General features: G+C 70.5%; 20 protein-coding genes. 10 read left to right on the top strand and 10 right to left on the bottom strand.

The annotated features are described in order from the left end of the window. Positions 1 to 4: 4 nt before the first annotated feature. From EZM51_RS06175 to EZM51_RS06165, 3 genes are read left to right on the top strand one after another with little or no spacing between them, the layout of a single operon-like run. Complete coding sequence (locus EZM51_RS06175) at positions 5 to 2,164, top strand: hydantoinase/oxoprolinase family protein (RefSeq protein WP_136707384.1); 2,160 nt, start codon at positions 5 to 7, stop codon at positions 2,162 to 2,164. After that, complete coding sequence (locus EZM51_RS06170) at positions 2,161 to 4,221, top strand: hydantoinase B/oxoprolinase family protein (protein WP_136707383.1); 2,061 nt, start codon at positions 2,161 to 2,163, stop codon at positions 4,219 to 4,221. The genes EZM51_RS06175 and EZM51_RS06170 overlap by 4 nt, the downstream gene beginning before the upstream one ends. 32 nt (positions 4,222 to 4,253) lie before the next feature. Next, positions 4,254 to 5,297 carry an alcohol dehydrogenase catalytic domain-containing protein gene (locus tag EZM51_RS06165; RefSeq protein ID WP_136707382.1) on the top strand — a complete coding sequence of 348 codons (1,044 nt, stop codon included), beginning with the start codon at positions 4,254 to 4,256 and terminating at the stop codon, positions 5,295 to 5,297. 205 nt (positions 5,298 to 5,502) lie between these two features. On the opposite strand, the gene paaK is transcribed toward EZM51_RS06165, so the two are convergent. Then, positions 5,503 to 6,759 carry a phenylacetate--CoA ligase PaaK gene (paaK, locus tag EZM51_RS06160; RefSeq protein WP_136707720.1) on the bottom strand — a complete coding sequence of 419 codons (1,257 nt, stop codon included), beginning with the start codon at positions 6,757 to 6,759 and terminating at the stop codon, positions 5,503 to 5,505. A gap of 134 nt (positions 6,760 to 6,893) precedes the next feature. Continuing rightward, positions 6,894 to 7,361, bottom strand: coding sequence for a hydroxyphenylacetyl-CoA thioesterase PaaI (paaI, locus tag EZM51_RS06155; RefSeq protein ID WP_136707381.1), 468 nt, complete (start codon positions 7,359 to 7,361; stop codon positions 6,894 to 6,896). A 131-nt stretch (positions 7,362 to 7,492) separates the two neighbouring features. Between paaI and paaA the strand changes: the two genes are divergently transcribed. From paaA to EZM51_RS06125, 7 genes are all read left to right on the top strand, one after another. After that, positions 7,493 to 8,470: a 1,2-phenylacetyl-CoA epoxidase subunit PaaA gene (gene paaA, locus EZM51_RS06150; protein WP_136707380.1), complete on the top strand. Its 978-nt coding sequence runs from the start codon at positions 7,493 to 7,495 to the stop codon at positions 8,468 to 8,470. After that, positions 8,470 to 8,775 (top strand): 1,2-phenylacetyl-CoA epoxidase subunit PaaB, encoded by a 306-nt coding sequence (gene paaB / locus EZM51_RS06145; protein WP_136707718.1) that lies wholly within the window; start codon positions 8,470 to 8,472, stop codon positions 8,773 to 8,775. The genes paaA and paaB overlap by 1 nt, the downstream gene beginning before the upstream one ends. Then, entirely contained in the window at positions 8,772 to 9,629 is an 858-nt protein-coding gene (paaC, locus tag EZM51_RS20810; RefSeq protein WP_211195830.1) for a 1,2-phenylacetyl-CoA epoxidase subunit PaaC, read from the top strand. The genes paaB and paaC overlap by 4 nt, the downstream gene beginning before the upstream one ends. Beyond that, positions 9,626 to 10,162 carry a 1,2-phenylacetyl-CoA epoxidase subunit PaaD gene (gene paaD / locus EZM51_RS20805; RefSeq protein ID WP_282568132.1) on the top strand — a complete coding sequence of 179 codons (537 nt, stop codon included), beginning with the start codon at positions 9,626 to 9,628 and terminating at the stop codon, positions 10,160 to 10,162. Before paaC ends, paaD begins: the two co-directional genes overlap by 4 nt. Beyond that, on the top strand, positions 10,162 to 11,394 hold the full coding sequence (gene paaE / locus EZM51_RS06135) for a 1,2-phenylacetyl-CoA epoxidase subunit PaaE (protein ID WP_136707379.1): 1,233 nt from the start codon (positions 10,162 to 10,164) through the stop codon (positions 11,392 to 11,394). Before paaD ends, paaE begins: the two co-directional genes overlap by 1 nt. 109 nt (positions 11,395 to 11,503) lie before the next feature. Further along, the gene (locus EZM51_RS06130) at positions 11,504 to 12,289 is read left to right on the top strand and encodes an enoyl-CoA hydratase-related protein (protein WP_136707378.1); all 786 of its coding nucleotides are present in this window, start codon (positions 11,504 to 11,506) and stop codon (positions 12,287 to 12,289) included. A 116-nt stretch (positions 12,290 to 12,405) separates the two neighbouring features. Further along, on the top strand, positions 12,406 to 15,051 hold the full coding sequence (locus EZM51_RS06125) for a cell wall-binding repeat-containing protein (protein WP_136707377.1): 2,646 nt from the start codon (positions 12,406 to 12,408) through the stop codon (positions 15,049 to 15,051). 87 nt (positions 15,052 to 15,138) lie between these two features. Here EZM51_RS06125 and mnhG read toward each other — a convergent pair whose 3' ends face one another. From mnhG to EZM51_RS06085, 8 genes are all read right to left on the bottom strand, one after another. Next, positions 15,139 to 15,513 (bottom strand): monovalent cation/H(+) antiporter subunit G, encoded by a 375-nt coding sequence (gene mnhG, locus EZM51_RS06120; RefSeq protein ID WP_136707376.1) that lies wholly within the window; start codon positions 15,511 to 15,513, stop codon positions 15,139 to 15,141. Then, positions 15,510 to 15,782 (bottom strand): monovalent cation/H+ antiporter complex subunit F, encoded by a 273-nt coding sequence (locus EZM51_RS06115; protein WP_136707375.1) that lies wholly within the window; start codon positions 15,780 to 15,782, stop codon positions 15,510 to 15,512. Before EZM51_RS06115 ends, mnhG begins: the two co-directional genes overlap by 4 nt. Then, positions 15,779 to 16,435, bottom strand: coding sequence for a Na+/H+ antiporter subunit E (locus EZM51_RS06110; RefSeq protein ID WP_136707374.1), 657 nt, complete (start codon positions 16,433 to 16,435; stop codon positions 15,779 to 15,781). The genes EZM51_RS06115 and EZM51_RS06110 overlap by 4 nt, the downstream gene beginning before the upstream one ends. Beyond that, a complete protein-coding gene (locus tag EZM51_RS06105) occupies positions 16,432 to 18,048 on the bottom strand; it encodes a Na+/H+ antiporter subunit D (protein WP_136707373.1) in 1,617 nt (538 codons plus the stop codon). Before EZM51_RS06105 ends, EZM51_RS06110 begins: the two co-directional genes overlap by 4 nt. Next, entirely contained in the window at positions 18,045 to 18,599 is a 555-nt protein-coding gene (locus tag EZM51_RS06100) for an NADH-quinone oxidoreductase subunit K (protein WP_136707372.1), read from the bottom strand. The genes EZM51_RS06105 and EZM51_RS06100 overlap by 4 nt, the downstream gene beginning before the upstream one ends. Next, complete coding sequence (locus EZM51_RS06095; RefSeq protein WP_136707371.1) at positions 18,596 to 21,628, bottom strand: Na+/H+ antiporter subunit A; 3,033 nt, start codon at positions 21,626 to 21,628, stop codon at positions 18,596 to 18,598. Before EZM51_RS06095 ends, EZM51_RS06100 begins: the two co-directional genes overlap by 4 nt. A gap of 159 nt (positions 21,629 to 21,787) precedes the next feature. After that, positions 21,788 to 22,492 carry an ABC transporter ATP-binding protein gene (locus EZM51_RS06090; RefSeq protein WP_136707370.1) on the bottom strand — a complete coding sequence of 235 codons (705 nt, stop codon included), beginning with the start codon at positions 22,490 to 22,492 and terminating at the stop codon, positions 21,788 to 21,790. Next, complete coding sequence (locus tag EZM51_RS06085; protein ID WP_136707369.1) at positions 22,489 to 24,492, bottom strand: branched-chain amino acid ABC transporter ATP-binding protein/permease; 2,004 nt, start codon at positions 24,490 to 24,492, stop codon at positions 22,489 to 22,491. Before EZM51_RS06085 ends, EZM51_RS06090 begins: the two co-directional genes overlap by 4 nt.

Genomic DNA, 24,492 nt, shown 5'->3' with positions numbered 1-24,492 from the left:
CCCGATGGGCAACACAATCGACATCGACGTCGGCGGAACGTTCACCGACTGCTTCATGCGGCGCGGTTCGCAGGTGGTCACGGCGAAGGTGCCGACGACCCACTACGACCTGTCCGTCTGCTTCCGCCAGGCCATCGAGACCGGTGCCGAGAGGTCGGGCGTCGACGTCGCCGACCTGCTCTCCGACACCGAGCTGATCCGCTACTCGACGACCATCGGCATCAACTCGCTCATCGAGCGCACGGGGCCGGCACTCGGACTCATCACGACCCGGGGCTTCGAGGACACGGTGTTCATCGGGCGCTCCCGGCAGTGGGCCGACGGCATCCCGATCGAGGAGACGCGCGACCTGTCGCGCATCCAGAAGCCGGTGCCGCTGCTCGACAAGTCGATGGTCGTCGGCGTTCGCGAGCGCGTCGACTGCTTCGGCAACGTGCTGATGCCGCTCGACCCCGACGACGTGCGCGAGCAGGTGCAGGCCCTCGTCGACCGCGGCGCCCGCGGCTTCGTGGTGTCGCTGCTGTGGTCGTTCCTCAACCCGCAGCACGAGCTCGAGATCCTCGACATCATCCGGTCGGAGTATCCCGACACCTACCTCGGCAACGTGCCGGTCGTCTGCTCGCACCAGATCTCGCCGCGCGGCGGCGAGTACACGCGCACCATGACGGCCGTCGTCGACGCCTACACGCACCAGCAGATCTCCTCGCAGCTGTGGACGATCGGCGAGATGGTGCGCGACGCCGGCTACACGAAGCCGCTCGCCCTGGTGCACAACAACGGCGGCTCGAAGAAGGTGGCCCGCACCCGGGCGATCGACACGCACGGCGCCGGTCCTGTGGCCGGCGTGCTCGGCAGCGCGTACCTGGCCAGGCAGTACGGCCTCGACCGGGTGGTGTTCACGGACGTCGGCGGCACGAGCTTCGACCTGGGCGTCGTCACCGACGGCAGCGTGTCGAGCTACGAGTTCCGCCCGGTGCTCGACCGGTGGCGGGTGCAGGGCTCGTTCGTCGAGACCCGCTCGATCGGCGCCGGCGGCGGCTCGATCGCCTCCGTCGACCCGAGCCTCGGGCGCCTGAAGGTCGGGCCGGCCAGTGCGGGCTCGATGCCCGGGCCGGCGTGCTACGGCCTCGGCGGCGAGCGTCCGACCGTGACCGACGCCGACCTCGTCCTCGGCCTCATCGACCCCGACAACTACCTCGGCGGCCGCATGCAGCTCGACGTCGAGGCGGCGCGAGACGCGATCGAGGCCGACGTGGCCGAGCCGCTCGGCATCACCGTCGAGGAGGCTGCCTGGCAGATCCGCCGGCTCGTCGACGCGACGATGGGCCAGGAGATCTTCAAGGAGCTCGCGCTGAAGGGCCACGACCCGCGCACCTTCACGATCTTCGCCGCGGGCGGCGCCGGAGCCACGCACGCCGCCGGCTACGCCGAAGCGGTCGGGGCGACCACGGTCATGACGTTCCCGTTCAGCTCGGTGTTCTGCGCGTTCGGCGCGTCGACCACTGACGTGCTGCACATCTACGAGCGCTCCCGCCACCTCACGGTGACGCAGTTCATGCAGCCCGGCTTCGCGCTCGAGACCGAGGGATTCAACGCGATCGTGGCGCAGCTCCTCGACGAGGCCAGGCTCGACTTCGAGCTCGAGGGCTACGCCGCCGATCGCCTGCACTACGCGCTCGAGCTCGACATGCGCTACAAGACGCAGCTCAACCAGACGCGCGTCACGGTGCCGAAGCCGTTCCTCGACGGCGACGACGACGTGCGCGAGCTCTGCGACGTGTTCAACGAGGCGTACGCCAGGCAGTACAGCCCCGAGGCCGCGTTCCCGCAGGCCGGCATCGACATCGAGGAGTTCCACCTCAAGGTGTGGGTGCCCGCCGATCACGAGCCCGCGGCGAAGCACGAGCTCGTGCCCGGCGACGGCACCGCGGCGAAGACCGGCGAACGGCCCGTGTTCTGGGGTCCGGCGGGAACCGTCGCGACGTCGGTCTTCGACCGCACGCGCCTCGTGCCGGGCGACGCGTTCGCCGGGCCGGCGATCGTCGAGTCCGACGACACCACCACGGTCGTGCCGATCGGCTGGCACTACCGCATCGACGAGTACGGCAACGGCGTGATCGAGCGCGGCCTCCACGGCGACGCTCGGAAGGGAACGGAACGATGAGCGGCAGGGACCTCGAGGTCATCACCCGGCTCAAGCCCGAGGCATGGACGGAGCGCGAGCAGCAGGCGGCGGTCGACCTCGACCGGCTCGAGCTGTCGATCTTCAGCCACAAGCTCGAGACCACCACGGTCGAATGCCAGGAGCTCCTCGCCCGGCTCGGCGCGTCGACGGGCGCCCGTTGGGGCGACTCGGGCTTCGCGTTCTATACGGCGCAGGGCGACATCTCGGTGTGCTCGACGGGCATCTACTTCCACGCGTTCCTGCAGCAGATCCCGATCAAGTACACGGTGAAGCATTGGACGAACGACCTCACGGTCGGCGTCGAGGAGGGCGACGCGTTCTTCTCGAACGACCCGCTCTACGGCGGCGTGCACGCACCCGACATGACCCTGTTCGTGCCGGTGTTCGTCGACGGCGAGCTCATCGCGTGGACCGGTGCGGTGATCCACACCGGCGAGTGCGGCGCGAACGTGCCCGGCGGCGTGACCCTCCAGGCGCGCAGCCGCTACGAGGAGGGCCTGCACATCCCGCCCGTGAAGGTGGCCTCGAAGTACCGGATGCGGGAGGACGTGCTGAACCTCCTCGCCAACGGCGTGCGCGACCCGCGCCTGCTCCTGCTCGACATCAAGGCGCGCCTCGCGGCATGTCGTCGCGGCGAGGAGCGGCTGAAGGAGGTCGCCGCCGAGCGTGGTGCCGACTTCGTCGTCGGCGCCCTGCGCACCCTGATCCAGGACGCGACGGATGCCGCGCGCGACCGTATCGCGGCGCTGCCCGACGCCACCGTGCGGCAGGTCGCGTTCATGGACACGGTCGGCACCGAGGACGCGCTCATCAAGCTCGACCTCGTGCTCACGAAGAAGGGCGACACGCTGCACTGCGACCTCAGCAACAGCTCGCCCGAGGTCGTCGGCCACCCGGCGAACAGCTTCGCGCACACCATCATCGGCAAGTCGGCGAACTTCCTCTGCAGCTACCTGTTCCCCGACCTGCCGATCAACAGCGGACTGAGCGACGTCACCGAGTGGACGTTCCGGCAGGGCACCTTCGTGTCGCCGAGCCCCGACGCGCCGATCTCGCTCGCCCCGAACGTGATGGCCACCTTCAACCTGGCCTTCTCGATGGCCTGCGCGAAGCTCATCTACTCGCAGATCCCCGAGCGTGCGGTCGCGCCCTGGTTCAACGGCTTCAACATGCCGGTCTACGGCGGCCTGAACCAGTGGGGCGAGCCGGTCGGCGACATCTTCAGCGAGATCAACGGCGGCGGCAGCGGCGGCCGGCCCACGAGCGACGGCGTGAACGTCGCCGGGTCGTACTTCGCGACGCTGTCGGACTCGGGTGAGGTGGAGATCATCGAGAACGGCGCGCCCGTGCTGTACCCGTTCCGCAGCCAGTTCCTCGCCGACTCGTGCGGCCATGGGCGGCACCGCGGCGGCGCCGGCATGGACACGGCGTACATGGTGCACGGGGTGCCGTGGGTGCTGCTCGGTGCCTTCGGGTTCGGCTCGAAGCATCCGGTGTCCCTCGGGCTCTTCGGCGGCTACGCGTCGGCGTCGATCCCGGCGGTGCGTCGCAGCAACACCAACCTGCTCGAGCTCATGGCCTCGGGCAGCGCATCGGTGCCGACCAACGCGGAGGAACTGATCCGAGGCGAGGATGTCACGGGCACCGTGTCGTTCCAGTCGGTGTCGGCTCCCATGCAGCCGAGCGCCACCGGCGACGTGCTCATGGTGGCGACCGGCGGCGGCACCGGCTACGGCGACGTGCTCGAACGGGAACCGGCCTCGATCATGGAGGACGTGCGCTGGGGCATCACCAGCCAGTGGGCCGCCCGCGAGCTCTACCACGTGGTGTTCGACCCCGAGACGCTCGAGGCCGATGAGGCCGGGACCCGGGCGGCCCGCGACGCCGTGCGTCGTCGCCGGCTCGAGCGCGGCCGCTCCCTCGCCGAATTCGAGGCGGAGTGGAACGAGCGCCGGCCCGACCCGTGGGTCACGCGCTACTTCGGCGCCTGGCCGAACCCGGCCGAGGCGGAACTGCCCGCGCCGGCGATGCTCTGACACCGGACTCCGACAACCGAAAGGAACCTCGAATGAAAGCCCTCGTCCTCGACGAAGGGGGAACGGTCTCCCTCGAGCAGGTCCCCGACCCCGAGGTGACGGATGCCGGTGACGCCGTCGTCAAGGTCACCACGACCTCGATCTGCGGCTCCGACCTGCACCTGATCCACGGCGCCCTGCCGAGCAAGCCTCCGTACGTGCTCGGCCACGAGTACGTCGGCGTCGTCACCGCGGTCGGCGCCGGCGTGCACGGCATCGCGGTCGGCGACCGCGTGGTCGGCCCGGCGGCGCCATGGTGCGGCGCCTGCGCGATGTGCCGCCGCGGCCAGATCCAGCTGTGCCAGCGCGGCGGCGTGTTCGGCAGCGGACCGACCTTCGGCGGACTCGGCGGCGCCATGGCGGAGTCCCTCCGGGTGCCGCACGCCGACACGGTGCTGTCGAAGATCCCCGACGGCGTCACCGATGAGCAGGCGCTGCTCCTCGGCGACGTCATCTCCACCGGCATGACGGGCGTGCAGCACGCGCTCGCCGGACCGGGCGGCGTGCTCGTCGTGATCGGTTGCGGACCGGTGGGCCTCTCGGCCGTGCACACCGCGCGGCTCTTCGCACCCGTCGAGATCATCGCCGTCGACCGGGTGGCCGGCCGGCTGCGGGTCGCCGAGCAGCTCGGCGCCACCCGCACGATCGACGCCTCGTCGGAGGATGTCGCGGCGATCGTCGGGGAGCTCACCGGGGGTCGCGGCGCCGACGGCGTCGTCGAGGCGGTCGGACTGCCCGCGACGATCGCCCAGGCGGTCGGCCTCGCCGGCGTCGGCGGACGCATCGCCGTGGTCGGCATCGCGCCCGGACCGGTCGAGCTGCCCATGCCGCAGATGCTGTTCAAGAACCTGACGCTCTGGACGGGCCTCGGCGACCTCGGGCATCTCGACATGCTGCTCGACCAGGTCGCCCGGGGCGTCCTCGACCCGTCGCCGATGATCACCGACCGGGTGGCGCTCGACGACCTGGTCGGCGCCGTCGAGCGGTTCTCCGACCCCGCCAACGGCGTCGTCAAGTACGCCGTCTCGGTCGGCTAGGGTCCCGGCGGGGCCACCACCAGAGACGCGGATGCCGCGGCCGATCGTCGCCGGCCGCGGCATCCGTCTGCGCGGCAGCCTCGACGACCGCCTCGCCGCCTTGAGAGAGGTCGCAGCAGTGCGCGCTTCGGCGCCCGAAACCGTGCACGACTGCGACCTCTATCGCGGGTGGCGTTCGAGACGAGCGCCGCCCGCCCAGCGGCCCCTACTGGTTGCGCAGGTCGTAGACGCGCTTGTACTTGCCCTCGCTGCGGGGGAGCGTGCCCGGCTCCTCGAGCTTCACCGCGACCGATGAGCCGACGAACTCCTTGATGCGCTCGGCGAGCACGACCGCGGAGCCCTGGCACACCTCGACCGACAGGTCGGGGTGGCGTTCGATGCGCACCGTGAGGTCGTCCATGGTGCCCTTGCGGGTGAGCTCGAGGATGAAGTGCGGGGTGAGCTCCTCGAGGCCGAGCACGATCTCCTCGATCTGCGTCGGGAACAGGTTCACGCCGCGCAGGATGATCATGTCGTCGTTGCGGCCCGTGATCTTCTCGATGCGGCGCATGGCCGGGCGGGCGGTGCCGGGGAGCAGCCGCGTGAGGTCGCGGGTGCGGTACCGGATGACCGGGAACGCCTCCTTGGTGAGCGTCGTGAACACGAGCTCGCCCATGGTGCCGTCGGGCACCCGCTGGAGCGAGTCGTCGACGATCTCGGGAAGGAAGTGGTCCTCCCAGATGTGGGGGCCGTCCTTCGTCTCGATGCACTCGTTGCCGACGCCCGGTCCCATGACCTCGCTGAGGCCGTAGATGTCGACCGCGTCGATGCCGAGGCGCTGCTGGAGCTCGCGGCGCATCTCGTTGGTCCACGGCTCGGCGCCGAGGATCGCGGTCTTGAGGCTCGTCGAGTGCGGGTCGACGCCCGCGTCGGCCATCGCATCGGCGATGGTGAGCAGGTAGCTCGGGGTGCACATGATCGCGTCGGGCTCGAAGTCGCGGATGAGCTGCACCTGGCGCGCCGTCTGCCCGCCGGAGACCGGGATGACGGTGGCGCCGAGCTTCTCGATGCCGCCGTGCGCGCCGAGCCCGCCGGTGAACAGGCCGTAGCCGTAGGCGTTGTGCACCTTCATGCCCGGGCGCACGCCGGAGGCGCGCAGCGAGCGGGCGATGAGCGTCGCCCAGTGCTCGAGGTCCTCCTTGGTGTACCCGACGACCGTCGGCCGGCCGGTGGTGCCCGAGGACGCGTGGATGCGCGCGACCCGCTCCATCGGCACGGCGAACATGCCGAAGGGGTAGGTCTGGCGCAGGTCCTCCTTGGTCGTGAACGGCAGCTTCACGACGTCGTCGAGCGAGCGGATGTCATCGGGGTGCACGCCCGCCTCGTCGAACTTCTTCCGGTAGAGCGGCACGTTCTCGTAGGCGTGGCGCACCGTCCACTGGAGTCGTTCGAGCTGCAGGGCCTCGAGCTCCGGCCGGCTCATCCGCTCCTCGGGATCGAGTTCGTCGAGGGCGGGCGGCTGGATGCCCGAGATGGTGGCGGAGGAGACGGTGCTGGTGGTGGTCGACGTCGACACGGTGTGCTCCAGGGTTGAGGGGTGGCTGTGGATGCGGCGCGCTACGCGCCCCGCTGCTCGGCCTGCAGTGAACGGTTGGTGGTGATCGAGCGGCCGCGGAACTCGGCGACCGCGTCGCCGTGCTCGTCGACGACGGAGACGTCGTAGAGCCCGGTGCGGCCGCTGCGGGTGCGACGCACCGCCGTGGCGGTGAGCGTCTGCCCGGCGACGGTGGACTTCAGGAAGGTGATGTCGGCGCCTGCGGCGACGGTGATGTTGTCGTCCTCGTTGCAGGCGATCGCGAATGCCGTGTCGGCCAGCGTGAACACGAGGCCGCCGTGGGTGATCTTGAATCCGTTGGTCATGTCCTCGCGCACGCGCATGGAGACGACGGCGTGGCCCGGGTCGTCGCGTTCCACGACCATGCCGAGCGCCGACGACGCCAGGTCGCGTTCCATCATGGCGCGGTTGGGGGCCGGCTCGGCGGCAGCGGCATCCGTCGTCGTCACCTCGGTGGCGGCATCCGTCATCTTGAAGCTCCTCATCGAGTTCGCGCGCCGTTGCAGTGGCGCTGCATTCGACTATATACTAACTGAACGATCGGTTAGTAATGCCGAGTGCCAGAGGTGCCCGGATGCCGCGAACACAACAGGAGTCGACGATGACCTCTCCCGCAGACCTCAGTCTGGTCGAGCGTGAGCTCTCCCCCGAGGAGGCCCAGTTCAACGACCTCATCGAGAAGGACTCGCGCATCGAGCCCCGCGACTGGATGCCCGAGGCGTACCGCAAGACGCTGATCCGTCAGATCTCGCAGCACGCGCACTCCGAGATCATCGGCATGCAGCCCGAGTCGAACTGGATCTCGCGCGCGCCGAGCCTCAAGCGCAAGGCGATCCTGATCGCCAAGGTGCAGGACGAGGCAGGGCACGGGCTGTACCTCTACTCGGCCGCCCAGACGCTCGGCATCTCCCGCGAGGAGATGATGGACCAGCTGCTGTCGGGCAAGGCCAAGTACTCCTCGATCTTCAACTACACGACCCCGACCTGGGCGGACATGGGCTCGATCGGCTGGCTCGTCGACGGTGCGGCGATCGCCAACCAGGTGCCGCTGTGCCGCGCCTCCTACGGCCCCTACGGCCGGGCGATGGTGCGCATCTGCAAGGAGGAGTCGTTCCACCAGCGCCAGGGCTTCGAGATCCTGCTCGAGCTCATGCAGGGCACCGAGGAGCAGCGCCGGATGGCGCAGGAGTCGGTGAACCGCTGGTACTGGCCGGCGCTCATGATGTTCGGCCCGCCCGACGACGAGTCGCCGAACTCGGCGCAGTCGATGGCGTGGAAGATCAAGCGATTCTCGAACGACGAGCTGCGCCAGCGCTTCGTCGGCATGCTCGTGCCGCAGGCCGAGGTGCTCGGCGTCACCCTGCCCGACCCCAACCTCAAGTGGAACGAGGAGAAGCAGGCCTACGACATGAGCGAGATCGACTGGGACGAGTTCCACGAGGTCATCGCCGGTCGCGGTCCCGCCAACGCCGAGCGGATGCGCCGCCGTCGCGAGGCCCACGAGAACGGCACCTGGGTGCGCGAGGCCGCTGCGGCCTACGCACGCAAGCAGGCCGCGAAGCAGAAGGTGGTGGCATGATGTCGACCCCCGGTGAAACGGGTACCGAGGCCTGGCCCCTCTGGGAGGTCTTCGTGCGGGCCAACCGGGGCCTCAGCCACGTGCACGTCGGCTCGCTGCACGCGCCCGACGCCGACATGGCCGTGCGAAACGCCCGCGACCTCTACACGCGCCGCAATGAGGGCGTGTCGATCTGGGTGGTGCCCGCCGACGCGATCACCACGAGCGACCCCGACGCGAAGGGCGCGTTCTTCGAGAGCCCGGCCGGCAAGAACTACCGGCACGCCGTGTACTACACGAAGAGCGAGGGGGTGAAGCACCTGTGAGCGACCAGCACGACCTCGACCCGCACGGCGAGGTCTCGGTCGACCGGCTGCGTCTCGCCGACGAGTACGCGGGCGACAGCGAGCGCCACGGTGCCGTCGCGTCGCCGGATGTCGCGGAGTACGCCATGCGGCTCGGCGACGACGCCCTCGTGCTCGCCCAGCACCTCGGCGACTGGGTCTCTCGCGCGCCCGAACTCGAGGAGGACGTCGCGCTCGGCAACATCGCGCTCGACCTCATCGGCCACGCCCGCTCGCTGCTGCACTACGCCGGCACCGCGACCGAGCGCAGCGAAGACGACCTCGCGTACTTCCGCGATGAGCCCGACTTCCGCAACGCGTGGCTCTTCGAGCAGCCGAACGGCGACTTCGCGCACACGATCGCACGCGGGCTCGTGGCATCCGTCTACCTCGTCGAGCTGTACGCCGTGCTCACCGACTCGACCGACCCGACGCTCGCCGCGATCGCCGCGAAGTCGGCGAAGGAGGTCGACTACCACCGCGACCACGCGATCCAGTGGACGCTGCGGCTCGCCGGCGGCACCGACGAGTCGCGCCGCCGCATGATCGTGGCGATCGGCGACACCTGGCCCTACGTCGAGGAGCTGTTCCGCGACGACGAACTCGTCGAGCGGCTCGCCGCCGACGGCGTCGCGGTGCTGCCGTCCTCGCTGCGGGAGCGGTTCGACGACGTCATCGCCGACGTCTTCGCCGAGGCGAAGCTCGAGCTGCCCACCGGCCGGCACGCGTACATCGCGGCCGGCGGGGGCCGTCAGGGCAAGCACACCGAGCACCTCGGGCCGCTCCTGGCCGAGATGCAGGTGCTGGCCCGCGCACACCCGGGGGCATCGTGGTGACCACTTCCAACGGCGCCGAGACCGTCGCACGTCCGCTGCCCGCCGACCCGGCCGCCCGCCGGGCGTGGGACATCGCCGCGACCGTGACCGACCCCGAGATCCCGGTGCTCACGATCGAGGACCTGGGGGTGCTGCGAAACGTCGACATCGACGAGGGCGGTGCCGTCCACGTCGAGCTGACGCCGACGTACAGCGGATGCCCCGCCATGGACGCCATGCGCGACGACGTGGTGCTCGCCCTCACGCACGCCGGCTACGCCGACGTCGACGTGAAGCTGGTGCTCGCCCCCGCCTGGACCACCGACTGGATGAGCGAGGACGGCAAGCAGAAGCTCCGCGAATACGGCATCCAGGCGCCGACCGGCCACGCGGCCGTGCGCGGCGGACCCGTGCGTGTGCAGATGGCGGTCAAGTGCCCCCGCTGCAACTCGCTCAACACGAAAGAGATCGCCCGCTTCGGCTCGACCTCGTGCAAGGCGCTCTACGAGTGCCGCGACTGCCTCGAGCCCTTCGACTACTTCAAGGTGCTCTGATGGCTGCACGCAACCTCGGGTCGATCACGGCCCGTCCCCCGGCGAGCACGAAGGGCGCCGAAGCGGATGCCGCGACGGCGTCCGCCTTCCTCCAGAGCGCGGTGGGGGGCGAGCACGTGCCCAAGCGCCGGCGGGCGAAGTTCCACAAGCTGAACGTGGCCGAGGTGCGCCCGCTCACCGACGACGCCGTCGAGGTCACGTTCGACGTGCCCGATGAGCTCGCCGCCGACTACGCGTACCTGCCCGGCCAGTACGTGGCGATCCGGGCGACGATCGAGGGCAAGGAGCTGCGCCGCAGCTACTCGCTCTGCCGTCCGCCCGCCCCCCCTGCGGCCGGCTCGGGGACCAGCATCTCGGTCGCCATCAAGCGCGACCTCGGCGGTCGCTTCTCGACGTGGGCGAACTCGCAGCTCGCGGCGGGCGACGTGCTCGACGTGATGAGCCCCGAGGGCACGTTCACGTCGGGGCTCGAGGCCCTCGACGGCAAGCACATCGTCGGCATCGCCGCCGGCTCGGGCATCACGCCGCTCATGGCGCTCGCCCACACGGTGCTCGCCCGGTCGGACACGGCGCGCTTCACGCTCGTGTACACGAACCGCTCGACGCGCGACGTGATGTTCCTCGAGGAGCTCGCCGAGCTCAAGGACCGCTACCCGGCGCGACTCGCACTGCACCACGTGCTCTCCCGCGAGCAGCGCACGGCGCCGCTCCTCTCGGGACGCATCGACGCCGAGAAGCTGCAGAAGATGCTCGAGACGCTCATCCATCCCGAGACGGTCGACGAGTGGTTCCTCTGCGGCCCGTTCGAGCTCGTGCAGCTGGCCCGCGACACGCTCGCGGCGGCATCCGTGCCCACCAAGCACGTGCGCTACGAGCTGTTCACGACCGACACCGCCGACCGCGTCGAGGGCGAGCACGGGCGTCCGGTGGTCGTGCAGCGCGGCGAGCCGACGGTGGCGATCGAGTTCAACCTCGACGGGGTGACCTCGAGCGTCGAGAGTCCCGTCTCGGCGAACGAGTCGATCCTGAACGCCGCCCTGCGGGTGCGATCGGATGTCCCGTTCGCCTGCGCCGGCGGCGTGTGCGGCACCTGCCGGGCCCGCGTGGTCGAGGGCAGCGTGAACATGACCGAGAACTACGCGCTGGAGCCCGAGGAGCTCGAGCGCGGGTACGTGCTCACCTGCCAGTCGCACCCGAAGTCCGACCGGGTCGTGGTGGACTACGACGTGTGACCTCACCCGTCTCGCGAGCGCGTGCACTTCCGACCAACGCGCTCGCGTACGCGAACGCGCTGGTCGCATCCGCACGCGCTCGGCGGAGCACGCAGAGAGAGGAACCTGAATGATCGAGCTCGAGATCCACGACGGCGTCGCCGAGGTGGTGCTCAACGCACCCGACAAGCTCAACGCGCTCGACGAGTCGGCGCTGGCCGAGCTCGACGAGGCGTACGAAGAGGCCGAGGCCGCGGCAGCCGAGGGACGCGTGCGGGCGCTCGTCCTCCGCGGCGAGGGCCGCGCGTTCTGCGCCGGCCGCGACATCTCGGGTGTCGACCCGCGCGACGACGACGTGCTGCGCTACCTCGGCGGCAAGGTCGAGCCGTTGCTCAAGCGGATGTCGCGCATCCCGGTGCCGACCTTCGCGGTCGCGCACGGCGCGTGCCTCGGCGTCGGGCTCGGACTGCTCATCGCGAGCGACATCGTGTACGTCGCCGACTCCGCGAAGATCGGCTCGCCGTTCAAGAACCTCGGCGCGACGCTCGACTCCGGCGGGCACGCGCTCTTCGTCGAGCGGCTCGGCGCGCACCGCACCATGGACCTCATCGTGACCGGACGCCTGATGTCGGGATCCGAGGCCGTGGCCGCGGGCATGTTCTCGCAGGTGTTCCCCGCCGATGAGGTGACGGATGCCACCCGCGCGGCGGCCCGTGCCGCGGCATCCGGCCCCACCCTCGCCTTCGCGGCGTCGAAGCGGCTCGTCGCCGAGCTGCGGGACGAGCGCCTCGGCCTCTGGGGATCCATGGCGCACGAGAACCGCGCCCAGGCGGCGCTCTGCGACACCGACGACTACCGCGAGGGATTCGCCGCGTTCCAGGAGAAGCGCACGCCGACCTTCACCGGCCGCGGCTGACGGCGGTTGCGCCCAGTTCGGGGGACATTTCGCCTGAGCCGGGAGTGACGCACGTAGGCTCGAGTCATCTCCGCACCACCCCGTCGACGGGTGGGGACACCCTACTCGGAAGCATCATGACCCCACGCCCCATCACGTTCCTCGTTGCCTGTCTCACCGCGGTCATGTTGCTCCTCGGCTCCGGTCCGGCGCTCGCGTCGTCGCTCACGCAGTCGGCTGCCACGCCGGCGTCGACCGCGGTGGAGACCACTTCCGCAGTGCCCGCGACGAACGAGATCGTCCTCGAGAACCGGAAGGGCGGTACTTCGGCGTGGCGTCTGCCGTGGAACGGGTACACGCTGGCGAACGACACCAACATGGCGATCAAGGGGTACGCGACGGCCGCGAGCGTGAACAAGGGCGAGTCCATCGGCGTGCGCGTGCGTGTGGCATCGCCCGGCACGGCGAGTTACGGCGTGTACCGCCTCGGCTGGTACCAGGGGCTGGGCGGGCGCGCGATGGCCAGCGGGACCTTCCAGGCCGGGTCGCAGCCCGGATGCGAGACGCAGACGTCGCCCAACACGGGCATGATCACGTGCCCATGGGACGAGAGCAAGAGCGGCTTCACCATCCAGACGGAAGCCGACTGGACCACCGGCGTGTACGTCGTCGTGCTGACTCGTGGCACCATGCAGAACTACGTCTCGTTCGTCGTGCGGGATGACGCCAAGAAGAACGCCATCGTGCACCTGCAGTCGACGCTCACCACGCAGGCGTACAACAACTTCCCAGACAACGGGCTGACGGGCAAGAGCCTCTATCCCTACAACTCGTACGGTGCGATCACGGTCAGCGGAGGCACCGGGGCGGTCAAGGCGAGCTTCGACCGGCCGTACTCGGAGTCGGGGGCGGGCTTCGTCATGACTGACGACGCCCCGATGATCCGGTACGCCGAGTCCCGCGGCTTCGACATGACATACGCGACCGACATGGATCTGCACAACCGGCCCGACCTGCTCAGCGAACAGGTCGGCATGGTCTCGGTAGGCCATGACGAGTACTGGACGGGCGACATGTTCACCGCGGCCGAGAAGGCACGCGATTCGGGCGTCGACCTCGCGTTCTTCGGTGCGAACAACGTCTACTGGCAGGTGCGCATGGAGCCGTCGGCGGGAGGGACACCAGACCGAGTGATGGTCGTCTACCGGGACCCCGCGATCGACCCCGTGACGGGCGCCGACGCCACGGTGCGGTTCCGGTACCTCGACACCCCGCGCCCCGAGCAGACGCTCATGGGTCAGATGTGGGACGAGGCCATCGGGATGACCCGCTACGACGAGCCCTGGGTCGTCTCGCAGGCGGACCATTGGTTCTATCGGGGCACCGGCCTCAACAACGGGTCCCAGATCCCGATGCTGGTCGGCATCGAGGTGGACCGGCGTCTGCCGTACTACCCCGAACCGGCACGACTCGAAGGCACCACGACGGCGGTGCTCGCCAGTTCGTACTACGCGGAGCGCATCTACGGGAACAGGGTCGGGCCTCAGGAGGCCACCCTCTACCAGGCGCCATCGGGCGCCCTCGTCTTCAGCGCCGGCACCCTCCGCTACCCACGTGGGCTGCTCGGCGACGGTCCAGCCGCTCAGCAGACGGTGCGCACCATGACGACGAACCTGTTCGGGAAGTTCCAGGGCCTGTCGCAGGATGCGGACACGACCCGCATCGGAGGAGCCGACCGCTACGAGACCGCCGTGGAACTCTCGAAGTACGCATTCCCAGGCGATGGACCCGTGGGCGTGCCCGTGGCATACCTCGCGACCGGGGCGAACTATCCCGACGCGCTCGCCGCCGCGGCGGCCACCCAGGGCGCCGGGCCGGTGCTGCTCGTTCCGGGCCCGTCGATCCCCCAGGAGGTCCTCGACGAGCTCGAGCGCCTGGCGCCCGCCAAGCTCGAGATCGTGGGCGGCCGGGCGATCGTGTCGGACGCCGTGATGGAAGCGGCCTCCGTCGCCGCTGGGGTCACCGCGGAACGCCGGGCGGGTGACGACCGCTACGAGACGGCCGCCGAGCTTTCGAAGCACACGTTCGATGAAGGCGTCCCCGTGGCCTACGTGGCGACCGGTGCCAACTTTCCCGACGCGCTCGCCGCAGGCGCCGCCGGAGCCCAACTGGGCGGCCCGGTGCTGCTCACGCCGGGCACAGCGCTCTCGCCGGCGACCAAGGAGGAGATCGAGCGCCTGAAGCCGCAGCGCATCGTCATCGTCGGTGGCAGCGGTGTCATTTCCAACGGCGTCGTCACGGCCCTCGACAAGCTCGCACCCCAAGCGGTGCGGCTGAGCGGCGCCGACCGGTACGAGACGGCGCTGGCGGTGGCCAGGGACCTCGGCGCGCCCGCGTCGGCGGACACGGTGGGACTCGCCACGGCGCTCGACTTCCCCGACGCGCTCGCGGCCGGACCGGTCGTTGCGGCGGCGGGTGGTTCGCTGCTGCTCGTGGGCTCCACCGTCACGCCGGGGCTGGCAGAGGAGCTCGTGCGTTCCGATCCCCGCGTCGTGCTCGTCGCGGGTCTGAAGGGCGCCATCCCCGACGGGGTCATCTCGCAACTCGACGCCCTGTTCGCTCCGCCGTCGACGGGCACGCCGCCGCCGCCACAGATGCAGCTCAGGGCTGGCCCGCCGGGTCCGCTCGACACCTGGAGGACGAAGCCGGCACCATACGACGACGAGGAGCTGCCGTGGATGGAGCTTCCGCCCGAGGAATGGCAGCACGACGGCGACGAGTGATCGACACGGAGGGCACCGACGACTACCGCGAAGGATTCGCCGCGTTCCGGGGAAGCGCCCGACCGTCACCGGACGCGGCAGACGCGGTCAGCCGCCAGAGCTCCGGCCCTGACCGCGACCCCGATCGTGCTCGGCGATGTCGCGGCCCAGGTCGTCCTCGATCAGGAGGTCGAAGCGCACGTGGTCGCTGCGGTACGCGGATCGGCCGAGCATGTGGGCGGTCATGGGCTGCGTGAGCAGTTGGAACGCCATGATGAGCACCACGGTCGACAGCACCCCCCACGTCGGCACCCGCAGCACGATGGCGAGCAGCACCACCGCGAGCCCCAGCACCTGCGGCTTCGTGCCGGCGTGCAGGCGGGTGAGCACGTCGGGGAAGCGGAGCACGCCGACGCCGGCCGCCATCGAGAGGAAGCCGCTCAGCAGGATGAGCGCGCCGATCCCGAGCTCGGCCGCGTTCATGATTCGTCCTGCCTTCCGATGAACCGGGCGATCGCGATCGAGCCGACGATCGCGAACACCGCGAGCACGAGCAGCACCACGAGGGTGTCGGTGTGGCGGTTGATCGCCATCTCGGTGCCGAGGGCGCACATCGCGATGGCGAGCAGCACGTCGGTCGCGAGCGCGCGGTCGAGGATGGAGGGGCCGCGGATGATGCGGGCCACGGCGGCGATGGCGCCGATGCCGAACATCACTCCGGCGGCGAGGCCCATGATCGTGAGCGGGGTCATGCCTCGCCTCCCTTCTCGGCGTCCCGACGGGCGCGCCGCGCGCGCCGGACCGCGGCGGCCTGCTCGCGCGTTCCCATCGCCAGCACGATGCGCTCCTCGACGATGAGCACGTGTTCCCGCGCCTTGTCGAGGTCCGCCTGGGTGCGCGTGCCGAGGGTGTGCACGTAGAGCAGCCCGCGCTCCCGGTCGATGTCGACCACGACCGTGCCCGGCACGACCGTGATGGCCTCGGCCGTGAGCGTCGTGATGAGATCCGACCGGGTGAGCAGCTGCACGGCGATGATCGCGTTCAGCGGCTGCCACGTCGGCCAGATCGCGCGACCGGCCACCTGGATCGACGCGATCACGACGTCGATGATCATCCGGACGCCGAGGAGCAGTCCGCGCCACGGGTTGAAGCGGCCGCTCAGGAGCACCGGCGGCAGGTAGAGGAAACGCGTCACGAGGATCGCGAGCAGCACCCCGGTGGTGACGGTGAGCACGTCGACGTGGTCCCAGAGGAAGACCCAGAGCACCACGAGGATCAGGAGCAGCGGGAGTTGGCGCCAGACCGCCTGCCAGCGCGAGAGCGACGGATCGGTCGGCGGCTCCGTGGGCCCGGGCGGCCCGTCGCGCGGCTCGGGAGGCGTGGTCGTGGCATCCGCAGCACTCATTCCACACCCCCCGGGAAGACCAGGGACACGTACACGGAGGGGTCCCGCAGGTTCTCGGCCGCCCGGTCCGCCAGGTCGAACAGGGGAGCCGCGAACACGGTGAGCAGGAGGGTCAGCACGACCATGCCGGTGGTGACCCCCACCATGAGCCACGGCGTCGTGCGCGTGGCGGTGACCACCCCGCCGTCGGGCGCCTCCTGCACCGACGAGAGCAGCACCGACTCGTAGCCGGCGAGCTCGTCGCGCCCGCGCCAGAACGCCATGTTCCAGAACCGGCTGAGCGCGTAGAGCGTGATGAGCGAGGTGAGCGCGCCCACCGCGATGACCGTCCAGATGAGCCAGTCGGGGGCGGAGGTGCCGGGGCCGATCTCGCCCGCGGCATCCGCGCCGACGGCCGCGTCCGCACCGGCGACGAACAGGCCGACCTTGCCGAGGAAGCCCGAGAACGGCGGGATGCCTCCGAGGTTCAGCGCCGGGATGAAGAACAGGATCGCCAGCAGCGGCGACGCCGCGAGGAGCCCGGCGAGGCGGTTGATCGACGTGGCGCCGCCGAATCGTTCGATGAGGCCGGTGGTGAGGAAGAGCGTCGTCTGCACCGTGATGTGGTGCACGACGTAGTACACGGTGGCGGCGAGCCCGGCGACGCTCGCGAGGGCGATGCCGAAGATCATGTAGCCGATGTGGCTCACGAGCGTGAACGAGAGCAGGCGCTTGATGTCGGCCTGGGTGAGGGCGCCGAGGATGCCGACGAGCATCGTGAGTCCGCCCACGACCATGAGCAGCGTCGTGAGGTCGTTCTCGGCGAAGATCACCGTCTCGGAGCGGATGATCGCGTAGACGCCGACCTTGGTGAGCAGGCCCGCGAACACCGCCGTGACCGGGGCGGGCGCGGTGGGGTAGGAGTCGGGCAGCCAGAACGACAGCGGGAACACCGCGGCCTTGATGCCGAACGCGATGAGCAGCAGCAGGTGCAGGATGAGCTGTACGTCTTGCGGCAGCTCGGCCAGGCGCACCGAGAGTTGCGCGATGTTCGCGGTGCCGGTCGCGCCGTAGATGAGCGCGATGGCGCTCAGGAAGAACAGCGACGAGACGAGGCTGACGAGGATGTACGTGACGCCCGCGCGGATGCGCTCGCCCGTGCCGCCGAGGGTCAGCAGCACGTAGCTCGCCGACAGCAGGATCTCGAATCCGACGTAGAGGTTGAACAGGTCGCCCGCGATGAACGCGTTGAAGACGCCGGCCGACAGGATGAGGTACGTGGGGTGGAAGATCGACACCGGCGTCTCGCGGTGCCGGTCGGCGACGCCCTGGCCGACGGCGTAGAGGAGGACGCCGAGCAGCACGAGCGCGGAGATGACGATCATGATCGCGCTCAGCCGGTCGACGACCAGCACGATGCCGTACGGCGCAGGCCAGGCGCCCACGGTGACCGAGACGCCTCTGCCGGTGCGGTCGACCTCGGCGAGGAGGACGGCGGCGGCCGCGGCGACGGCGGCGAGCACCGTGGTGCTCACGACGATCTGCGCTCGCCGGTGCCGGCCGAGGATGAGCGCGGCCGCCGCGCCGAGGAGGGGCAGCAGCACGACGAGCGGGACGAGTGCGGTGGGGTTCACGGTCGCCTCCTCCCGGGCCGGCGAGCGGATGCATCGTGCTCGCGCTTCGCGGACTCCTCACGACCGCCCGCGCCCGCGGAGGGGTCGAGCTCCTCGTCGCCGGACTCGAACTCCTCGTCGCTGGCCACGATGATCTCCTGCACAGCCTGGTCGTCGGCGGCGGAACTGCGGATGAGGTCGGCGGTCTCCTCGGCGTCTTCGACGTGCTCCGCGGCGTCGTCGACGAGATCGCCGCGTTCGCCCAGCTGAGCGAGCCACCAGCTGCGGTAGAGGAGCGCGAGCAGGAAGGCGGTGATGCCGAGGTTGATGACGATCGCCGTCAGGATGAACGCCTGCGGCAGCGGGTCGGAGATCTCGGACCCGTCGACGCCCTCGCCGAGGATGGGTGCGAGCCCGGGGGTGCCGCTCATGAGATAGATGAGCAGGTTGACCCCGTTGCCGACGAGCAGGAACCCGATGAGCACGCGCGTGAGGCTGCGCTCCATCATGGTCGCGATGCCCGCCCCGAAGAGCACGCCCATGACGAGCACGAGGGTGAGGGATGCGCTCATCTGCGGGCCTCCTCGTCGGCCGAGGCGGCGCGGGATGCCTCGACCGCACGGCGCTCGTCGTGCGGCGTGTCGGGGTGGAGGGCATCGTCGGCCGGGGCGATCGCGTCGGGAAGGCCGTGTCGGTCGGAGTCCTCCCGCTGTCGGTCGATCTCGGCGCCGAGCGAGCGGAGGATGTCGAGCACGAGGCCGACGACCACGAGGTACACGCCGAGGTCGAAGAGCGTCGAGGTGCCGATCGAGATGGTGCCGAGCACGGGCACGTCGGTCTCGAGCCAGGACGACTCGAACACGGTGCGACCGAAGAGCAGGGGGAGCGTCGCCGTGCCCGCGGCGACCAGCAGGCCCGTGCCGAGGAGGCGGCCGGCATCGATCGGCGCCGCCTCGCCGAGCTCGTATCGCCCGCCCGCGAGGTAGCGTGCGACGAGGGCGAGGCCGGCCACGAGCCCGCCGGCGAACCCGCCGCCCGGCGCGTTGTGGCCGACGAAGAGCAGGTACACCGAGACGACGATCGCCGGGTGGAACAACAGCCGCACGAGCACCTCGACGAGGATGGAACGGTTGCGTGGCGAGAGCGTCCGCCCCGCGAGCAGCCAGGTCTGCCTGGTGGCCGCCGCCGTTCCCGCGGCGTCGGTCTCGTGCTCCGTATCGGTGAGGCTCGCCCGCGCACCGCGCATGGTGTCGGCCTGCTCGGGCAGGGGGCGGAGCCGCTCGCGGCGGGAGGTCGGCGCGTCGAGCCGAGGCGCGCCGCCCGTGCGACCCGAGATGAAGATCAGGCTCGCGACGCCCGTCGCCACGGCGACGAGCACCGAGATCTCGCCGAGCGTGTCCCAGGCCCGGATGTCGACGAGCATGACGTTCACGATGTTCTTGCCGTGCGCCTCGACGGCGAGCGCCGGCAGCCCCTCGGCGATGGTCGGCTGCACGCGCGCCCCGAGCGCGACGAACCCGATGACCGCCATGACGGTGCCCGAGAGCACGCCGATCGCGATGCGGAACGGCGCGCGCACCGCCTGAGCACGCATGGTGACCTGCCGCGGCAACCGGCGCACCACGAGCACGAAGACGACGACCGTGATGGTCTCGACGAGGGCCTGGGTGAGTGCGAGATCGGGCGCGCCGGACGTGCCGAACAGCAGGACGAGGCCGTAGCCGGTGGCGCCCGCGAGGAGCACCGCCGTCATGCGCTGTCGCACGATGGCCGCGGCGATGGCCGCCACCATGATCAGTGCTGCGATGATCGGCTGGCCGGGGAGGTCCCAGAGGCGCAGCGACTCGGGCCAGGTCGAATTGCGCAGGGCCGCCACGCCGAGCCCGGCGACGAACACGGTGGCGATGACGGCGACGTAGCCGGCCACGCCACGCGCCTGGATGAACGTCGTGAGGCCTGCCGCCATCCGGTCGAGCGCACCCACGATCGCGAGGTACCCGCGTCCCGAGTCGATGGCGTGCGGCATCGCGGCCTGCAGCCGCGCGACCGGCCGCCGCGCCCACACGAGCACGGCGCCGAGCGCGAACACCGCGGCCGAGAGCGCGAGCGCAGGTTCGAGCCCGTGCCAGAGCGCGAGGTGGTACTCCGTCGGCCCGGGCAGCTCGTCGGCGTAGCCGGCGAGCAGCGGCTCGACGAGCGGCACGGCGAGCGCGAAGACGAGGCTCGCGATCGCGAGCACCCCCGGTGCGACGCCGATGAGCGGGCCCGTGCGGTGCAACGTCGTGGGTCCCGCGCCCGGCTTGGTGAAGAATGCGCCCCACAGGAACCTGGCCGTGTACGCCACGGTGAGCACCGAGCCGAGGAACGCGCCGACGAGCGCCGTCCAGGCCCAGGCATCGCCGGCGATCGCCGCTTCGAGCAGCGCGGTGAACACGGCCTCCTTGGCCACGAAGCCGATGAGCGGCGGCACTCCCGCCATGGAGGCGGCCGCGAGGAACGCGATGGTCGCGACGACGGGCATGCGCCGGCCGACCGCCGAGAGGTGGCGCACGTCCCGCGTGCCCGCGGCGTGGTCGACGATGCCGACGACGAGGAAGAGCGTGGCCTTGAACAGCGCGTGCGCGAGCAGCAGCGCGACGCCGGCGAGTGCCGCGTCGCGGGTGCCGAAGCCCGTGACGAGCACGAGGAAGCCGAGCTGGCTCACCGTGCCGTACGCGAGCAGCAGCTTGAGGTCGGTCTGCCGCAGTGCCCGCCAGCCGCCGACGAGCATGGTGCCTGCGCCGATCACGACGATGAGCGGATGCCACACCGAGAGGTCGGCGTACCCGGGCGCGAGGCGGGCGACGAGGTACACGCCGGCCTTCACCATCGCGGCGGCGTGCAGGTAGGCGGAGACGGGGGTGGGCGCGGCCATCGCGGCGGGCAGCCAGAAGTGGAACGGCACGAGCGCGCTCTTCGAGATGGCGCCGACGAGCACCAGCGCGACGCCCACCGCGCCGGCGGTGCCGCCGACGGGATCGGCGATGAGCTCCGCCAACGACGTCGTGCCGCCGGCGACGACGAGCACCACGAGCCCGACGAGCATCGTGAGTCCGCCGAAGGTCGTCACGGTGAGCGCCTGGAGTGCCGCACCGCGGCTCTCCTTCCGGCCCGTGTAGTGGCCGATGAGGAGGTACGAGAGCACGCTCGTGGCCTCCCAGAACGTGAACAGCAGGAACACGTCGTCGGCGGTGACCAGGCCGAGCATGACTCCCGCGAAGGCCAGCAGCAGCGCCGCGAACCGGCCGAGTGCGGGTTCGTCGTCATCGAAGTACTGCGTGCAGTAGAGCAGCACCAGCGCGCCGATGCCGGTGACGATGAGGGCCAGCAGCAGGGCGAGGGCGTCCAGCCGGAACGAGAGGGCGATGTCGAGCTGCGGGATCCAGGGCACGACCTCGACGACGGGCTCCCCGGCGAGCACGCCGGGGAGCAGGGTGAGCAGCAGCACGAAGACGGCGGCGGGCACGAGCGCGACGATCGGGAACACCCGCCGGCCGAGCCACCTCGTCAGAAGCGGCGTCAGGAGTGCGACGGCGGCGAAGACTGCGAGGCTGGCGATCATCCACTCTCCCCGCGCTCGCAACGTTCCGTCCGGTCAGTTTACCGGCCGGGCCGGAGCCGGTCCCGGCGAGTCGTATGCGCAGGACGGCATCAACGAAGGCGACGGATGCCGCGAGCGGGACTTTCCCGCGGCATCCGTCGCCTTCGTGGTGGCTGGGACCTAGGCGGCCGCACCCCCGAGATAGGCGTTGCGCACCTCGGGCAGCTCGACGAGTTCGCCGGGCGTGCCCTCGAGCACGACGCGACCGCGCTGCATGACGACCGCGCGGTCGGCGATGCCGAACGAGGCACGCACGTTCTGCTCGACGAGGAGCACCGCGAGTCCGCGCTCACGCAGCTGCGTGAGCACCTTCATGATCTCGGCGACGACCTTCGGTGCCAGCCCGATCGACGGCTCGTCGAGCATGATCGCCTTCGGCGAGGCCATGAGGCCCCGGCCGATGGCCACCATCTGCTGCTCACCGCCCGAGAGTGTGCCGGCCGCCTGCCCGAGCCGCGGCTGCAGCCGCGGGAAGAGCTCGAGGACGGCGTCGAGGTCGCCCTTGCCGCCGCGGCTCCACGCGCCCAGCATGAGGTTGTCGCGCACGGTGAGCGACGGGAAGCAGAGCCGGTTCTCGGGCACGTGCGTGATGCCGAGTGCCGCCATCTTCTCCGTCGGGCGACCGGTGATGTCGGTGCCGTCGAGGGTGACGGTGCCGGACGTCGGCCGGATGATGCCGTTGAGCGCGCGCAGCAGGGTCGTCTTGCCGGCACCGTTCGAGCCGACGACCGTGACGATCTCGCCCTCGGACACTTCGAGGCTCACGTCGTGGAGGATGGCGAGCTTGCCGTAGCCCGCATCGAGCGAGTTGACGACGAGGGTCATGCGTGCTCCTCCAGTTCCTCGAGTTCGTGCTTCGCCTCTTCGGCGTCGGTGCCGAGGTAGGCGACGATGACCGCGGGGTCGTTGCGCACCGACTCGGGATCCCCGTGCGCGATGAGCACGCCGTCGTCGAGCACCGCCACGGTGTCGGCGAGCGCCATGACCTGCGCGACGTCGTGCTCGACGAGCACGATCGTGAGGCCGGCGTCGCGGAGCGCCCTGAGCAGGGTCGCGAGCATATCGCGCTCCTTGCCCGAGAGGCCCGCCATCGGCTCATCGAGCAGCAGCAGCGCGGGCTCGGATGCGAGTGCCCGGCAGACCTCCATCATGCGCTGGCGTCCGAACGGCAGGTCGCCGGCGGCGAGGTCGGCGACATCGCCGAGGCGCATGGTGTCGAGGATGTCGCGGGCGATCTCCTCGTTGCGGTACTGCTCTCGACCCTGGAGCCCGAGCATGCCGCGGATGATGCCCGCGCGACCCTTGCGGTACCGCCCCATGTAGACGTTGCCGACGACGTCGGTCGACGTGAACGCCTGCAGGTTCTGGAAGGTGCGGGTGAGTCCGCGCACGGCGCCGACATGCGGCTTGCGGCCCTGCACCTCCTCGCCGAGGAAGGCGACCGTGCCCGAGGTGGGCGTGATCGCACCGGTGATCATGTTGAAGCACGTCGTCTTGCCGGCGCCGTTCGGACCGATGAGGCCCATGATCCGTCCGGCGGGAACGGTGAAGCTCACGTCGTCGACGGCGACGACGCCGCCGTAGCGCTTCGTGAGCCCGCGTACCTCGAGGATCGGCTCGCCCACCGCGAGCGGCGTCGAGACGGCCGGCACGTTGGGCACGCCCTCCTCGTCGACCGCCGCGGACTGCGGTGCCGGCGGCTCCTCGCCGGGAAGGCCGCCGAATGCGCGGGTGGGCGCCTCGCCCGTGCCCCCGTCGGCGGTGCCGTCGGGAACACGTGCCGCCGCGACCGCACGCCGGTCCGCCGTACGTCGACGGATCGCCGCCCACACCGTGCGCACCGCCTGGTAGAGGCCGCCCGGGAGGAGCAGGATGACGAGGATGAGGACCAGACCGTAGCCGATGAGCTGCACCTCGCCGGTGGCGCCCGGGATGATCGCGGGGATCAGGTCGCGCAGGCCCTCCGAGAGCAGCTCGACGATGAAGGCACCGGCGATGGCGCCCCACACCGAGCCGAGGCCGCCGATGACGACCATGAGCAGCAGTTCGACCGACACATGGAACTCCGCCATCTGCGGCGAGACGATCTGCACCTGGTAGGCGTAGAACACGCCGCCGAGGCCGGCGAAGCCGGCCGAGAGCGTGAACACCTTGACGCGCAGGGCGTAGGTGTTCACGCCGAGCGACTCCGCCGCGAGCTCGGAGTCGTTCACCGAGGACAGCGCCCGGCCGGCGCGCGAGCGGGTGAGGTTCAACGCGAGCACGAGGCCGATGATCACGAACGGTGCGACGTACCAGAAGAACAGTCCGTTGTTGTTGATCGGGATGCCGAAGACCTCGGGTCGTCCGAACCCGTAGATGCCCGTCGTGCGGCCCGTGAACTCCCACTCGCGCACCGCGATCATGACGATGAAGCCGAGGCCGAGCGTCGCGAGGGCGAGGTAGTGGCCGCGCAGGCGCAGCATCGGCAGGCCCACGAGGAGCGCTGCGAGCATGGCCGCGACGACCCCGCCGACGGCCGCGACGATGCCGGGCATCTCGAACTTCTGCAGCAGGATCGCGTGCGTATAGGCGCCGATCGCGAAGAACGCGGCCTGCCCGAGCGACACCTGGCCGGCGAGGCCCATGAGCAGCGACAGGCCGATCGCGGGCAGCGCGAAGATCATCGAGAAGACGGCGATGTTCATCATCGTCGAGGTCGCCGTGAACGGCAGGACGAGCACGACGAGGGTGAGGATCGACACGCCGATGATGGTCGCGCGGTTGTTCGGCCAGAACCCGGTCTTCGACCGGACGGCCCCTGGCGATTTCTGGAGGAGTGTCAC

Origin of the sequence: Agromyces sp. H66 (genome assembly GCF_004959775.1) — a bacterium.
In the GTDB taxonomy this organism is placed as follows: Bacteria; Actinomycetota; Actinomycetes; order Actinomycetales; family Microbacteriaceae; genus Agromyces.
The sequence above is the reverse complement of the archived record's forward strand: the minus strand, read 5'-3'. Positions and strand labels throughout refer to the sequence as shown.